The 14,716-nt window shown below is 71.2% G+C and carries 15 protein-coding genes; all 15 read left to right on the top strand.

What is annotated here, in order from left to right; all coding sequences use genetic code 11:
• The first annotated feature begins 95 nt into the window (after positions 1-95).
• The 15 genes from E1288_RS13520 (at position 96) to rplS (ending at position 14,460) form a co-directional block, all read left to right on the top strand.
• Positions 96-785: a FadR/GntR family transcriptional regulator gene (locus tag E1288_RS13520; RefSeq protein ID WP_132484858.1), complete on the top strand. Its 690-nt coding sequence runs from the start codon at positions 96-98 to the stop codon at positions 783-785.
• A complete protein-coding gene (locus E1288_RS13525; RefSeq protein WP_132484860.1) occupies positions 782-2,020 on the top strand; it encodes a CynX/NimT family MFS transporter in 1,239 nt (412 codons plus the stop codon). Before E1288_RS13520 ends, E1288_RS13525 begins: the two co-directional genes overlap by 4 nt.
• A 102-nt stretch (positions 2,021-2,122) precedes the next feature.
• Positions 2,123-3,463 (top strand): ammonium transporter, encoded by a 1,341-nt coding sequence (locus E1288_RS13530; protein ID WP_132484862.1) that lies wholly within the window; start codon positions 2,123-2,125, stop codon positions 3,461-3,463.
• Positions 3,460-3,798, top strand: a complete 339-nt coding sequence (locus E1288_RS13535; RefSeq protein ID WP_132484864.1) for a P-II family nitrogen regulator — start codon at positions 3,460-3,462, stop codon at positions 3,796-3,798. The genes E1288_RS13530 and E1288_RS13535 overlap by 4 nt, the downstream gene beginning before the upstream one ends.
• 526 nt (positions 3,799-4,324) lie before the next feature.
• Positions 4,325-4,909: an AAA family ATPase gene (locus tag E1288_RS13540; RefSeq protein WP_132484866.1), complete on the top strand. Its 585-nt coding sequence runs from the start codon at positions 4,325-4,327 to the stop codon at positions 4,907-4,909.
• A gap of 304 nt (positions 4,910-5,213) precedes the next feature.
• On the top strand, positions 5,214-6,959 hold the full coding sequence (locus tag E1288_RS13545; protein WP_132484868.1) for a DEAD/DEAH box helicase: 1,746 nt from the start codon (positions 5,214-5,216) through the stop codon (positions 6,957-6,959).
• Positions 6,960-7,191: 232 nt separating this feature from the next.
• A complete protein-coding gene (gene ffh, locus E1288_RS13550) occupies positions 7,192-8,736 on the top strand; it encodes a signal recognition particle protein (protein WP_132484870.1) in 1,545 nt (514 codons plus the stop codon).
• On the top strand, positions 8,733-9,806 hold the full coding sequence (locus tag E1288_RS13555) for a metal-dependent hydrolase family protein (RefSeq protein ID WP_132484872.1): 1,074 nt from the start codon (positions 8,733-8,735) through the stop codon (positions 9,804-9,806). Before ffh ends, E1288_RS13555 begins: the two co-directional genes overlap by 4 nt.
• Positions 9,807-9,924: 118 nt before the next feature.
• Positions 9,925-10,746, top strand: coding sequence for a CPBP family intramembrane glutamic endopeptidase (locus E1288_RS13560; RefSeq protein WP_132484874.1), 822 nt, complete (start codon positions 9,925-9,927; stop codon positions 10,744-10,746).
• Positions 10,747-10,855: 109 nt separating this feature from the next.
• Positions 10,856-11,608, top strand: coding sequence for a CPBP family intramembrane glutamic endopeptidase (locus tag E1288_RS13565; RefSeq protein WP_132484876.1), 753 nt, complete (start codon positions 10,856-10,858; stop codon positions 11,606-11,608).
• Positions 11,609-11,798: 190 nt separating this feature from the next.
• Complete coding sequence (gene rpsP / locus E1288_RS13570; RefSeq protein WP_132484878.1) at positions 11,799-12,239, top strand: 30S ribosomal protein S16; 441 nt, start codon at positions 11,799-11,801, stop codon at positions 12,237-12,239.
• Positions 12,236-12,475: an RNA-binding protein gene (locus tag E1288_RS13575; protein WP_010305954.1), complete on the top strand. Its 240-nt coding sequence runs from the start codon at positions 12,236-12,238 to the stop codon at positions 12,473-12,475. Before rpsP ends, E1288_RS13575 begins: the two co-directional genes overlap by 4 nt.
• Before the next feature lie 8 nt (positions 12,476-12,483).
• Positions 12,484-13,023 carry a ribosome maturation factor RimM gene (gene rimM, locus E1288_RS13580; protein WP_132484880.1) on the top strand — a complete coding sequence of 180 codons (540 nt, stop codon included), beginning with the start codon at positions 12,484-12,486 and terminating at the stop codon, positions 13,021-13,023.
• A gap of 72 nt (positions 13,024-13,095) precedes the next feature.
• Positions 13,096-13,908, top strand: coding sequence for a tRNA (guanosine(37)-N1)-methyltransferase TrmD (trmD, locus tag E1288_RS13585; protein ID WP_132484882.1), 813 nt, complete (start codon positions 13,096-13,098; stop codon positions 13,906-13,908).
• A 192-nt stretch (positions 13,909-14,100) separates the two neighbouring features.
• Positions 14,101-14,460 carry a 50S ribosomal protein L19 gene (rplS, locus tag E1288_RS13590; protein WP_132484884.1) on the top strand — a complete coding sequence of 120 codons (360 nt, stop codon included), beginning with the start codon at positions 14,101-14,103 and terminating at the stop codon, positions 14,458-14,460.
• The last annotated feature ends 256 nt before the right edge of the window (positions 14,461-14,716 follow it).

The following is a 14,716-nucleotide window of genomic DNA, read 5'->3' on the forward strand; positions in this document are numbered from 1 at the left end:
AACCGCACGGCGCATCCGGCCGATCAGCCGGATGCGCGCTGGAAATTTGTCTGACGACTGATGTCTGCCCTAGGGTTTCGCCCGGAGGTGTTGGTATGCGAGTCGTCGGGCACCGGTCCTCCGTGGACGAGGTCATCGCCGCGCTCAACGAGCAGCTCTCCGGTGGGGCCTGGGCTCCCGGTGAGCGGATTCCGACCGAGCTGGAGCTGGTCGCCGAGCTGGGGGTCAGCCGGACCGTCGTCCGGGAGGCCGTGCGGGCGCTCGTGCACCTCGGGCGGCTGGAATCCCGCCAGGGCGCCGGGACGTTCGTCGTGTCCACCGCCGATCCGGCGCCGATGCTGCGGCAGTTGCGGCTCGCCGGGGTCCGGGACGTCTTCGAGGTGCAGCTCGCCTACGACGTGCAGGCCGCCCGGTTAGCCGCGATGCGTCGCGACGACACCGACATCCAGCGGCTGCGCGAGCTGCTCGACCTCCGCGACCGCGCGGACTCGCCCGAGACCTTCGCCGCCGCCGACGTCGACTTCCACGCCGCGGTCGTGGCGGCGGCACGCAACCCGGTGCTCTCGGAGATGTACCGCTACCTCAGCGAACGTCTCCAGGAGAGCCTGGAAACGGTCCGCGCGGACGCCGCGCTGTCCGAAGGCGGGCCGGTCACCCACCGGGCGCTGCTGGAGGCCATCGTCGACGGTGACCCGGAGGCCGCCGCGGCGGCCGCGCATGCCGTGATTAAGCCGAGCCTGACGTCCCTCGGGGGCGTTCTCGACGAGAGGGGAAACGCGCAGTGAGCACCCGAGTCCAGCAGGCACCGGCATCCCCGGTGGGCACCGCCGTGGCCGCCACCCTGGTGCTGGTCGTGCTGGTGGCGCTGGCGCTGCGGCCGCCGTTCACCGCGGTCGCCCCGCTGCTGGAGCAGATCCAGCAGGACCTGGGCGTGTCGAACACCTTCGGCGGCGTGCTGACGACGCTGCCCGTGGTGTGCCTGGGGGTGTTCGCGTTCGTCGCGCCGAAGCTCCGGCAGCGCTTCGGCGACGAGAAGGTACTGGTCGGCTGCCTGATCGTGCTGCTGATCGGCAACTCGCTGCGCGCGCTGGGATCGATCTGGACGCTGCTGGCCGGGACCGTCGTGGTCGGCGCCGGGATCGCGGTGGCGAACGTGGCGCTGCCGGGCCTGATCAAGCGGGACTTCCCGCACAAGGTGCCGGTGATCACGGCGGTCTACACGATGTGCCTGACGCTGGGCGGCGCGATCGCGGCGAGCGTGGTCGTGCCGCTGGGCGCCGCGCTGTCGTCCGCCTGGCGCGCTCCGCTCGGGATCCTCGCGGTTCCCGTCCTGCTGGCCCTGGTGATCAGCCTCTTCGCGCTGCGGCGCAGCTCCGGCGCGCCGCCGCAGCCCTCCAGCGGCGGCCGGTTGTGGCGGAACCCGCTGGCCTGGCAGGTCACCGTCTTCATGGGTGTGCAGTCGGCGATGGCCTACGTCACGTTCGGCTGGCTGCCGACGATGCTGCAGAGCCGGGGCATGAGTGCCGGGCTCGCCGGCCTGGCGCTGGGCATCCAGGCCGCGGTGCAGGCCGTCGGCTCGATGAGCGTGCCCGTGCTGTGCCACCGGCTCCGCGACCAGCGCCTGATCGCCGTGGTGCTGGCGGTACTGCTCATGCTCGGCTTCACCGGGATCCTCGTCGGCCCGACCGCCGGGCTGTGGCCGTCGGTGGTCGTGCTCGGCCTGGCGCAGGGCGCGGCGTTCGGCTTGGCGCTGACGTTGTTCGGGCTGCGCTCGCCGGACAGCGACACCACGACTGCGCTGTCCGGGATGGCGCAGGGCGGCGGGTACCTCATCGCCGCGGCCGGTCCGCTGCTGATCGGGCTGCTGCACGACGTGACCGGCGGCTGGATCGCGCCGCTGGTGCTGCTGCTGGGTTGCTCGACGATCTGGCTCTGCACGGGCCTGCTGGCCGGGCGGCCCGTCCAGGTGCCTTCGGTGATCGACGCGCAACGCGGCGGTGACCTCACAACGCCGCTGTAACCGGCGGTGAGCCGGATTTCACGGCCGCGTAACAGCGGAACGGGCCGCCGGAAACAGGCATTCCTCAGGATGCGGGCCAACTCGGTCGCATCGGGAGGCAATGTGAATTCAGGCGACACCGCATGGGTGCTCATGAGCGCGGCGTTGGTCCTGCTCATGACCCCGGGTCTGGCGTTCTTCTACGGCGGCATGGTGCGCTCCCGCGGCGTGCTCAACATGTTGATGATGAGCCTCGGCAGCATCGGCGTGGTGGGCGTGCTGTGGGTGCTCATCGGCTACTCCACCGCGTTCGGCTCCGACATCGGCGGGGTCGGCCTGCTCGGCAACCCGGCCGAGTTCTTCGGACTGAGCTCGCTGCTGGCCGGGGACCAGGTCTCCGGCAGCATCCCGACGCTGGCGTTCGTCGGCTTCCAGGCGATGTTCGCGATCATCACCGTGGCGCTGATCTCCGGCGCGATCGCCGACCGGGCCCGCTTCGGCCCGTGGCTGCTGTTCGCCGGGTTGTGGGCCGTGGTGGTGTACTTCCCGGTCGCGCACTGGGTGTTCGCCTTCGACACCGAGGACGACGCGGGCAACGTGACCGCCGTCGGCGGCTGGATCGCCAACCGGCTGGCCGCGATCGACTTCGCTGGCGGCACCGCGGTGCACATCAACGCGGGCGCCGCCGCGCTGGCCCTGGTGCTGGTGCTCGGCAAGCGCAGGGGCTGGCCGAAGGACCCGGGCAAGCCGCACAACCTGCCGTTTGTGGTGCTCGGTGCGGGCCTGCTGTGGTTCGGCTGGTTCGGGTTCAACGCCGGTTCGGCGCTGGCGGCCAACACCACCGCCGCGGTCGCGCTGGTGAACACCCTGGTGGCGACCAGCGCCGCGATGCTCGGCTGGCTGCTCGTCGAGCGCATCCGCGACGGCCACGCGACCACGCTCGGCGCCGCGTCCGGCATCGTCGCGGGCCTCGTGGCGATCACCCCGGCCTGCTCCTCGGTGACGCCGCTGGGCGCGATCGCGGTCGGCGCGATCACCGGCGCGGTGTGCGCGCTCGCGGTGAGCCTGAAGTACCGGTTCGGCTACGACGACTCGCTGGACGTCGTCGGCGTGCACCTGGTCGGCGGTCTGCTGGGCACGCTGCTGATCGGCCTGTTCGCCTCGTCGGCCGCCCCGGCCGGGGTGGACGGCCTGTTCTACGGCGGCGGGCTCGACCAGTTGTGGCGGCAGGCGGTCGGCGCGGTCGCGGTGCTCGCCTACTCCTTCGTGCTCAGCCTGGTGCTGGCGCTGCTGGTCAAGGCGGTCGTAGGGTTCCGGCTGAGCGCCGAGGACGAGGCCGTGGGCATCGACGAGACCGAGCACGCCGAGACCGCGTACCACTTCGGCGATGACCGCTCCGCGCGACGCCGGTCCGCGGCGCCTGCCGACGAGGTCGAACGCAAGCTGGAGGGCAGCCGCGCATGAAGTTGGTGACCGCGATCGTCCAACCGTCCAAGTTGGACGATCTGAAGGAGGCGCTCGGTCGGCTCGGGGTGCTGGGCATGACCGTCAGCGAGGCGCAGGGCTACGGGCGCCAGAAGGGCCACACGGAGGTCTACCGGGGCGCCGAGTACGCCGTGGACTTCATCGAGAAGCTGCGCGTCGAGGTCCTCGTCGACGACTCCGATGTGGACAAGGCCGTGGACGGGATCGTGACCGCCGCGCGCACCGGCCGCGTCGGCGACGGCAAGGTCTGGGTCACCTCGGTGGAAACCGTGGTCCGGGTGCGCACCGGGGAGACCGGGGTCGAGGCGATCTGATCCCGTTTCCCGACCGAGCCGGAGGGCGCCGCCGATCGATCGGCGGCGCCCTCCGCGTTCTGCGGCTCCGGGCTCGTGAGCGTTTTGGAGTGCCATGGCGATACAAACCGCTCACGAGCCCCCGCGCGCGACCGGCTTGCCTGAGTGGATTTCGCCGGACCACTCGGTGGCGAGTGCGTAACACTACGCAGCCGTACTCAGGGGGCTTCACGGTCTCGCCGGGCCCGCTCGGACGGCAGACTCCTAAGTGCGACGCGGCGACAAGGGGGAACCGGAGGGGGCCCCGCCCGTACTGGGGGTCGGGCGGGAAACACCGGGCTTCGCGTTCGCGACGGGGGAGCCGCGTGGGTGACCGGGGGGACACGGTCGCCCACGCGGATCGGGTGCGGTATCTCGTGGCGCCCCAGGGGGATGGTGGGAAGGCGGTTCGTTCGGGGAGAGCGAGCCGCCTTCCGCTTTTGCGTTCGGTGGCGTTGCGCACTCGGCCCGTCCGCCAAGATCGATCACGCGTAACCTGGACGCCGTCGTGGACATATCGGACGTACTCCCCTCGGCCACCAGCCCGCCGCCGACGGTGCGCATCGGGCGGCGTTCGCTCGTCGTACTGGCCGGCCTGCCGGGCGCGGGCAAGAGCACGGTGCTCGGAAAGCTCCGCGGTGGCGCGGACATCTCGACGCTGGACTCCGACCAGGTTCGCGCCGTCCTGCGCAAGGTCCTGCCGAGCCGCCTGCCCTACCGCTACTACCGCCCGCTGGTGCACCTGGTGCACCGCAGCCGCATAGCCTGGCGGTGCGCGCGCACGTCCGGACCGGTCGTCGCGCACGAGCCCGCGACCCGCGCCACCACCCGCGCGTTGCTGCTGACCTTCGCCTGGCTCACCGGACGGCAGCGGGTGCTGGTGTGGCTGCACGTGGACCCGCGCGAGGCGCTGGCCGGGCAGCGGGCGCGCGGCCGGCTGATCCGGCCCGGATCGTTCCTCCGGCACGTGCACCGGGCCGAACGGATGCACCAGCAGCTGCGCGACGGCGCGACCCCGCGGGGCTGGCACCGGGTGCACCTGTTCACCCGGAACCAGGTCGCCGACGGCCTCCGGCTGGACGTCGTAGCGTGACTTGCGTCCCGTTGTGCCGGGCCACCGCCCCGCTCCCCGATGGCGATCGCTAGGCTGGATGTTCGGCGCAGCGGCAGGATGCCGCGGCGCCAGGCTGAGAATGATCGAGCTGCGGGTGACTGGCAACAGGGTGTGCGTCCAGCTGAGCGCGCGGTTCGAAATGCGCAAGCGGCGCCCCGCGGCGATCTAGGGCTCACGAGCCGACGCCTCGCCGATCACCCCGGACCCCGGGCGGGTAGTTGCAGGGCCGTTTCCGCAGACCATCAGCCCCCTGCCGAGTCCACCGAGGAGATCCGCTTCCAGCATGTCGACATTCGACGAACTTGACCTTGACCCGCGCGTCCGCCAGACGCTCACCGAGATCGGCTACGAGACCCCGTCGCCGATCCAGGAGAAGACCATCCCGCTGCTGCTGGAGGGTCGCGACGTGCTGGGCCTGGCCCAGACCGGCACCGGCAAGACCGCCGCGTTCGCCCTGCCGATCTTGTCCCGCCTCGACCTCGACGCCACCGGCCCGCAGGCCCTGGTGCTCGCGCCCACCCGCGAGCTGGCGATCCAGGTCTCCGAGGCGTTCCAGCGCTACGCCGCGCACATCCCCGGCTTCCACGTGCTGCCGATCTACGGCGGCACCAGCTACGGCCCGCAGCTCGCCGGCCTGCGCCGCGGCGCGCACGTCGTCGTCGGCACCCCCGGCCGGTTGATCGACCACCTGGAGAAGGGCTCGCTCGACCTGACCGGGCTCAAGAACCTGGTGCTCGACGAGGCCGACGAGATGCTGCGGATGGGCTTCATCGAGGACGTGGAGAAGATCCTGCAGTCCGTGCCGGCCAGCCGGCAGGTGGCGCTGTTCTCCGCGACCATGCCCGGCGCGATCCGCAAGATCAGCCAGAACTACCTCAACGAGCCGGTCGAGATCTCGGTCAAGACCAAGACCAGCACCGCGACCAACATCAACCAGCGGCACGTCCCGGTGCGCGCGGCGAGCAAGCTGGACGCGCTGACCCGGATCCTCGAGGTCGAGTCGTTCGACGCGATGATCGTGTTCGTCCGCACCAAGCAGCTCACCGAGGAACTCGCCGAGAAGCTGCAGGCCCGCGGCTTCAGCGCGGCGGCGATCAACGGCGACATCGCGCAGGCGCAGCGCGAGCGCACCATCGGCCACCTCCGGGACGGCAAGATCGACATCCTGGTGGCCACCGACGTCGCCGCCCGCGGCCTCGACGTCGAGCGCATCTCGCACGTGCTCAACTACGACATCCCGCACGACACCGAGTCCTACGTGCACCGCGTCGGCCGCACCGGCCGGGCCGGGCGCAGCGGGGAGGCGATCCTGTTCGTCTCGCCGCGCGAGCGGCACCTGCTGCGGTCGATCGAGCGGGCCACCCGCCAGCAGATCCAGCAGATGGAGCTGCCCACCATCGACGCGGTCAACGACCGCCGGCTGGCGAAGTTCGCGCAGAGCATCACCGACATCCTCGCCAAGGGCGGCCTGGAGGTCTTCCAGGAGCTGGTGGCGGAGTACGAGCGGACCCACGACGTGCCGGCCGTGGAGATCGCCGCCGCGCTGGCCGCCATGGCCCAGGGCGACCGGCCGCTGCTGCTGGACCCGGAGCCCGTCGAGCCGCCGGCCCGCCGCGACGGCTCGTCGTTCCACCCGGCCAACTCGGACACCGAGACCTACCGGGTCGAGGTCGGCCGCCGCAACCGGGTCACCCCGCGGGCCCTGGTCGGGGCGCTGGCCAACGAGGGCGGCCTGCCCAGCAAGCACATCGGGCACATCGACATCCGCAACGAGCACACCCTGATCGAACTGCCCGCCGACCTGCCGGACGAGCTGCTCAGCAAGCTGCGCAACACCCAGGTGGCCGGGCGGGGCCTGCGGATCAGCCGCGCCGACGGCGAGTTCATCAACCGCCGCCCGCGCCGCCCCGGCCGGGACGGTGCCCGCGACCGCGACCGCGACAAGCCGCGCCCGCACCGCAAGGGCCAGCGTTCGCCGCAGCCCCGCGCTGCGGGCGGCAAGCGCCGCGAGGACTTCTCGCACAGCTGAGCGGAAGGGTGGCCGGTTTCCCGGGAAGCCGGCCACCCCCACCGGGTGACGGCGCCGCCGGGTTCGCGGCCCTCGATCACGCTGGGTTCCCGCACCTGGCGGCAAGGTCACCCGGTGGCCGCGCCATTTCTCGCGAAATTGCGCTTCCTAGCCCACGCCGGGCCGGTGACCCGGCCGGTTACCCTCGCATAGGTACCCAGGTACATCCCTCGACTCTGGAGCCCGTGAACCCGTGTTCGACACTCTCTCCGACCGGCTCACCTCGGTCCTGACGAACCTGCGCGGCAAGGGGCGGCTGTCCGACGCGGACATCGACGCCACCGCGCGGGAGATCCGCATCGCCCTGCTCGAAGCCGACGTGGCGCTCCCCGTGGTGCGCAACTTCATCAAGGGTGTCAAGGAGCGCGCCAAGGGTGCCGAGGTCTCGCAGGCGCTGAACCCGGCCCAGCAGGTCATCAAGATCGTCAACGAGGAGCTCGTCACCGTCCTCGGCGGCGAGACCCGGCGGCTGGAGTTCGCGAAGACGCCGCCGACCGTGATCATGCTGGCCGGTCTGCAGGGTTCCGGTAAGACGACGCTGGCCGGCAAGCTCGCCAAGTGGCTCGCCGGGCAGGGCCACACGCCGCTGCTGGTGGCCTGCGACCTGCAGCGGCCGAACGCGGTGAACCAGCTGCAGGTGGTCGGTGAGCGCGCCGGGGTGCCGGTGTACGCGCCGGAGCCCGGCAACGGCGTCGGTGACCCGGTCGAGGTGTCCCGCCGCAGCATCGAGGAGGCCCGCCGGGCGCAGCACGACATCGTCATCGTCGACACCGCCGGCCGGCTGGGCATCGACGAAGAGATGATGAAGCAGGCCGCCGACATCCGGGACGCGATCACCCCGGACGAGACCCTGTTCGTGCTGGACGCGATGATCGGCCAGGACGCGGTGAACACCGCGCAGGCCTTCCGCGACGGCGTCGGGTTCTCCGGCGTGGTGCTGACCAAGCTCGACGGCGACGCCCGCGGTGGCGCCGCGCTGTCGGTCCGCGAGGTCACCGGCCAGCCGATCATGTTCGCCTCCAGCGGCGAGAAGCTGGAGGACTTCGACGTCTTCCACCCGGACCGGATGGCCAACCGGATCCTGGGCATGGGCGACCTGCTCACCCTCATCGAGCAGGCCGAGCAGGCCTTCGACCAGGAGCAGGCCGAGCAGGCCGCGGCGAAGCTCGGCACCGGCCAGCTGACCCTGGAGGACTTCCTGGAGCAGATGCAGGCGGTCCGCCGGATGGGCCCGCTGCAGAACCTGCTGGGCATGCTGCCGGGCGCGGGCCAGATGAAGGAGCAGCTGGCCAACTTCGACGAGAAGAGCCTGGACCGCATCCAGGCGATCATCCGCGGCATGACGCCCGCCGAGCGGGCCGACCCGAAGATCATCAACGCGTCCCGCCGCCAGCGCATCGCGCGCGGCTCCGGCGTGGCCATCAGCGAGATCAACGACCTGGTCAACCGGTTTTTCGAAGCCCGCAAGATGATGCAGCAGATGGCGGGCGGCTTCGGCTTCGGCGGTGGCGGGGGCAGCAAGAACCGCAAGGGCAAGAAGGGCAAGAAGGGCAAGAAGGGGCGCGGCCCGACGCAGCCCAAGGGCATGCGCGGCCTGCCCGGTGGTTTCCCCGGCCTGCCGCCGGGCGGCATGGGCATGCCGGGCGCGGGCCCGGACCTGTCCAAGCTGGAGGGTGGCATGAACGACCTGCCCGCCGGTTTCGACCCGTCGAAGCTGAACTTCGGCAAGAAGAAGTGACCGCCCTGCACCTGCGCGCCGTCGTGCTGCCCGACGGCGCGCAGCGCGAGCTGTGGGTGCAGGACGGCCGGATCAGCCTGGACCCGGTGCCCGGCGCCGAGACCGTGTTCGACGGCGGCTTCGTGCTGCCCGGCCTGGTCGACGCGCACTGCCACGTCGGCATCGGCCCCCAAGGTCCGGTGGAGCTCGACGAGGCCGTGGCGCAGGCGGAGGCCGACCGCGACGCCGGCACGCTGCTGATCCGCGACTGCGGCGCCCCGGTCGACACCCGGTCGCTGCAGGAACGCGAGGACCTGCCCAGGATCATCCGGGCCGGGAAGCACCTGGCGCGCCCCAAGCGCTACATCCCGTACCTGGCCGATCAGCTGGAGCACGAGGAGCAGCTGCCCGCGGCGGTCGCCGAGCAGGTCGCGTACGGCGACGGGTGGATCAAGCTCGTCGGCGACTGGATCGACCGGTCGGTGGGCGATCTCGCGCCGCTGTGGAGCGACGAGGTGCTGGCCGAGGCGATCTCGACGGCGCACCGGCTGGGCGCGCGGGTCACCGCGCACGTGTTCGGCGAGGACGCGCTGCCCGGCCTGATCAACGCCGGGATCGACTGCATCGAGCACGGCACCGGGCTCACCGACGACACGATCGAACTGATGGCCCGCAACGGCACGGCGCTCGTCCCGACGCTGATCAACATCGAGAACTTCCCGTCGTTCGCGTCGGCCGCGACCAAGTACCCGGCCTACGCGGCGCACATGACCGACCTCTACGAGCGGGCCGACCGGACGGTCGCGAAGGCGATCGAGGCGGGCATCCCGGTGTACGCGGGAACCGACGCCGGCGGCGGCATCGCGCACGGCCTGCTGGCCGACGAGGTGCGCGCGCTGCACCGGGTCGGGATGTCCACCGAGCAGGCGCTCGGCGCGGCGTCGTGGGCCGCGCGCGAGTGGCTGGGCTGGTCCGGGCTGCAGGACGGTGCCGCGGCCGACCTGGTCTGCTACGACGAGGACCCGCGCAAGGATCTGTCGGTCCTGGACCACCCGACGCGGATCGTCCTGCGCGGCAACGTCGTCGGCTGATTCCCCGCCGCGGCTCCCCGATGTGATCTTCCTCGCGCGAAGTCGCAGGTCGTGGCGCCGGAAACGGCGTGAGCTCCTGGAGGATGCTTAGGGTGAGCCCGGCTGAGGGGAGCGCAGCGTGGGGGAACAGCCCGAGCGGGAGCCGCGGGAGTTCCCGAGGCACCCCGGAGAACCGATGCGCCCGGTGGAGGACACCACCGACGCCGACCTGCACCCCCGCTTCTGGGAGGCGCAGCTGGAGGCGGCGCGCCGCGGCTCGCTGGCGTGGGGGTTCGCGGCGTTCTTCATCGGCTACGGCGGCTACTACCTGACCGTGCTGATCCTCAACGCCGCCAGGCCGTCCCGGGCCGGCGGGTTCGATCCGACGACGCCGCCCAACACCGGCCCGCTGCTGTTGCTGGCCTTCGCCCCGAACATCCTGCTCGGCCTGGTGCCCGCGGTGTTCTCCTGGTGGCGCGGCAGGGGACTGCGCTCGGATTTCGGCATCCTGCCGAAGCGCCGCGACTTCAAGGTGGGCCTGGCCTGCGGGGGCATCGCGCTGTTCGGCTCCTGGGCGCTGACGCTGGTGATCATCGCCATCTCCGGCCCGCCCCCGGAAACCGACCTGGCGCGGCTGATGCAGGGCGAGCGGACCGTCTGGCTGTTCGTGTTCGCGCTGTTCGCCTTCCTCGGCGCGCCGTTGACCGAGGAACTGCTGATGCGCGGCGCGCTCTGGGGCGCTCTGGAGCACTACCGCATCCCGCGGTACGCGATCCTGGTGCTGACCGCCTTGATCTTCGCCCTGATTCACCAGGAGGTGTGGCGCACACCGGTGTTGTTCTTCGGCGGCCTCGCGATCGGCGCGGCGCGGATGATCACCGGCCGGGTGGCTGCGAGCATGATCGCGCACGCGACGAACAACTTCCTGCCCGCACTGCTGCTGTTCGCCATCGCCGGATGAACATCGCTGCCGTTCGCCGCACCGCCGGGGGTAACCTGGCGGCTTCGCCGGCGTCCGCACGCCGACACGGCCAGGAAGATGGCCGCCGACCGGCACCACGGAGGCGCCCATGAACACCCCGAACCAGTCGGAGCCCGCCGCGAACACGCCGCTCGAGCCCGCCGGGTCCGAGGCCGCACCGCCCCGGACCCACCGTTGGGGGCTCGGCGCGTTCTTCTTCGCGCAGGCGATCTTCGTGCTGGTCTCGGTGACGCTCGCGGCCGCGCTGGGCAGCCCGGACGGCATGGCGCTGGTCCTGATGCTGGTGTTGCCGACCGTGCTCGCCGGGGCGGTGGCCGTCCTGATCACCATCGTGCGCGGCAACGGCCCGCGACTGGACTTCGGCCTCGAATGGCGCTGGTCGGACGTCACCACCGGGCTGGCCATCGGTGGCATCGGCCTAGTCACGACGACCATCGCCACGATGCTGTGGGCGCAATGGATGGGGCCGGACGCGCAGTCCACGGTGAGCGGCCTGCTCGACGGGGTGCAGCTGCCCCCGGCGCTGGCGGTGGTGATCTTCCTGCACGTCTGGCTGGTCGCGCCGCTGTGCGAGGAGTTGCTCTACCGCGGGCTGCTCTGGGGCGCGATGGAACGGCTGCGGTGGAGCCAGCTGAACGTGTTCGTGCTCAGCACGGCCGTCTTCGCCATCGGCCACCTGGAGCCGGAGCGCACCGCGTTGCTGCTGGTCATCGCGATCCCGATCGGCGTCGCCCGGATGGTCACCGGGAGGCTGACGGCGAGCGTGGTCGCGCACCAGGTGAACAACTTCCTGCCCGCGCTCGGCCTCCTGCTGCTCTCGCTGGGTCTGCTCCCGACCTAGCGCGACGGCCACCGGACGGGTCCGGGGTCATGGCGGCGGCGGTATCTGGCACAATGGGATGCTGTTCGCCGCGAGGGGTCCCTCTCACCGCTTGTGGCCGCTTTTGACTAAGAGCATTCCACTCCGCTGCCCCACGCGGCTTGGCATGCTCACCGGAGCACCAACGAGAGTCTGAGGAGCACCAGCACCCGTGGCTGTGAAGATCAAGCTCGCGCGGATCGGCAAGATCCGCGAGCCGCACTACCGCATCGTCGTTGCCGACGCCCGCACCCGCCGCAACGGCCGGGCCATCGAGACGATCGGGCAGTACCACCCGAAGCAGAACCCGAGCGGCATCATCGTCAACTCGGAGCGGGTGCAGTACTGGCTGGGTGTCGGCGCGCAGCCGACCGAGCCGGTGCAGAACATCCTGGAGATCACCGGCGACTGGCAGAAGTTCAAGGGCCTGCCGGGCGCCGAGGGTCGGCTGAAGGTCGCCGAGCCGAAGCCGAGCAAGCAGGAGCTGTTCGAGGCCGCACTGGCCGCCGCCGGCGAGGAGCCCACCACCGAGGCCACCACCCCGAAGAAGAAGGGTGCGAAGAAGGCCGAGGACAAGGCTGAAGAGCAGAAGTCCGAGGAAGGTCAGGCGTGACGGTCCTCGCGGACGCGCTTGAACACCTGGTGCGCGGCATCGTCGACAACCCCGACGATGTCCGCGTCCAGCTGCTCACGACCCGACGCGGTCGCACCCTCGAGGTGCACGTGAACCCGGATGACCTGGGCAAGGTCATCGGTCGTGGTGGTCGCACCGCGACCGCGCTGCGGACCGTGATGTCCGGCATCGGCGGCCGCGGCATCCGGGTCGACGTGGTCGACACCGACCGCTGAGCACGAACATGAGCGAGCACGAGCTGCAAACCCTGGCCGTCGGCCGCATCGTCCGGCCGCACGGCGTGCGGGGGGAGCTTGTCGTCGAGGTGCTCACCGACAGCCCGGAGCTGCGCTTCGCTCCCGGCTCGGTGCTCGGGATGCAGCGTCGCGGGGTGGTCCGCGCGCAGAACCTGACGGTGACAGCCGCCCGGCAGCACGCCGGGCGGCTGCTCGTGCGTGCGGAGGGCGTCGAGGGCCGGGATGCCGCCGAGGAACTGCGCGGCGTGCTGCTGACCGTCAGCTCCGACGTCCTCGAACCGATCGACGACCCGGACGAGTTCCACGACCACGAGCTGATCGGCCTGCGGGTCGAGCGGGTCTCCGGCGAAGAGGTGGGCGAGGTGCGGGAAGTCCTGCACACGCCGGCCGGTGAGCTGCTGTCCGTGCGCACCACCGACGGCCGCGAGGTCCTGGTGCCGTTCGTCGCCGAGATCGTTCCCGAGGTCGGTCTCGCCGCCGGTCGCCTCGTCGTGGATCCGCCGGAGGGCCTGCTCGAAGCCGAGTGACGCCGGACCGGCAACAGCAAGATCAAACCGCCCCCGCCGCCGGAGCGGGGGTTTTCCTTTTCCGAGGGCCACATGCGCATCGACGTCATCACGATCTTCCCCGACTACCTGGCGCCGCTGCGGGAAGCGCTGCTCGGCAAGGCCATCGAGCGCGAGCGGATCGCGGTCGGCGTGCACGACCTGCGGGACTGGACGCACGACGTGCACCGGGCGGTCGATGACAGCCCCTACGGCGGCGGCCCCGGCATGGTGATGAAGCCGGACGTCTGGGGCGAGGCGCTGGACGGCGTTTGCGGCGCCGCCGCGGGTTCTGCCGGCTCAACAGCCCCGGTGCCCCGGCTGATCGTGCCGACCCCGGCCGGGCGGCCGTTCGACCAGCGCACCGCGATCCGCTGGTCCGCCGAGCCGTGGCTGGTGTTCGCCTGCGGCCGCTACGAGGGAATCGACCAGCGGGTGATCGACGATGCCGCCACCCGGATGCCGGTGGAGGAGGTGTCCATCGGCGACTACGTGCTGGTCGGCGGCGAGGTCGCCGCGCTGGTCATGATCGAGGCGGTGGCCCGCCTGCTGCCCGGCGTGCTGGGCAACCCGCTGTCGGCCGAGCAGGACTCGTTCTCCGACGGGCTGCTGGAAGGCCCCTGCTACACCCGGCCCGAGGTGTGGCGCGGGCACGCGGTGCCGGATGTGCTGCGCTCCGGCAACCACGCCGCGATAGCCCGCTGGCGCCGCGATCAGGCGCTGGCCAGGACCTACCTGCGGCGCCCTGAACTGCTGGCCGAGCTGCCGGAGGGGACCCTGAACGCGGCCGACCGAGCGCAACTCGATAAACTGCGGGAGTCGGAGCATTCCGACGAGTCCCGGGATGCCGGAGACGCGCAGCGCTGACCCCGCGTCGGCGGGGGCGGTTCAGACGCCGAAATGCGGATCTGGCACACTGGAACGGTTGATGCAGCCGAATGACGAGTTCGGCGAGCTCACATGCAAGTTCACCCCGTGTCAGGCGGTGCCCACCAGTAGGTCGGGTCATCGACGTTGGAGAACACGGGTGCCTTCGACACGGATGAGGACGGACCACCGATGAACACCCTGGACGCGCTGGACGCCCAGTCGTTGCGTTCCGACATTCCGGCCTTCCGGCCTGGCGACACGCTGAAGGTCCACGTCCGCGTCATCGAGGGTTCGCGCGAGCGGATCCAGGTCTTCCAGGGCGTGGTCATCCGCCGCCACGGCGATGGCATCCGGGAGACCTTCACCGTGCGCAAGATTTCCTTCGGTGTCGGTGTGGAGCGGACGTTCCCGGTGCACACCCCGAACATCGCGCAGATCGAGGTCGCGGCGCGCGGTGACGTTCGGCGGGCGAAGCTGTACTACCTGCGCGAGCTGCGCGGCAAGAAGGCGAAGATCAAGGAGAAGCGCGAGACCGCGCCGGCTTCCTGATCGACAGCCAACTCGGAACCACGACAACGGCCCAGGTGCACGCACCTGGGCCGTTTCGCGTGTCCGGGCGCGCGCTCGTTTTGCCCGGTGGCCGGGGGAACCGGTTGTTCCACCTTTGAGTGATCGCCGGGGGTGCTGTGCCCCACCGCTGTGCCGACGCGAATCGGATGTACCGGAAAAGAGCACGTCACAGCGGCGCCGCGAAGCGGTGGAACGGGCCCCCGGAGCCGGGGGAGCGCGACGGCGCCCACCGCGG

Origin of the sequence: Saccharopolyspora elongata, assembly GCF_004348985.1 — a bacterium.
Classification (GTDB): Bacteria; Actinomycetota; Actinomycetes; order Mycobacteriales; family Pseudonocardiaceae; genus Saccharopolyspora; species Saccharopolyspora elongata.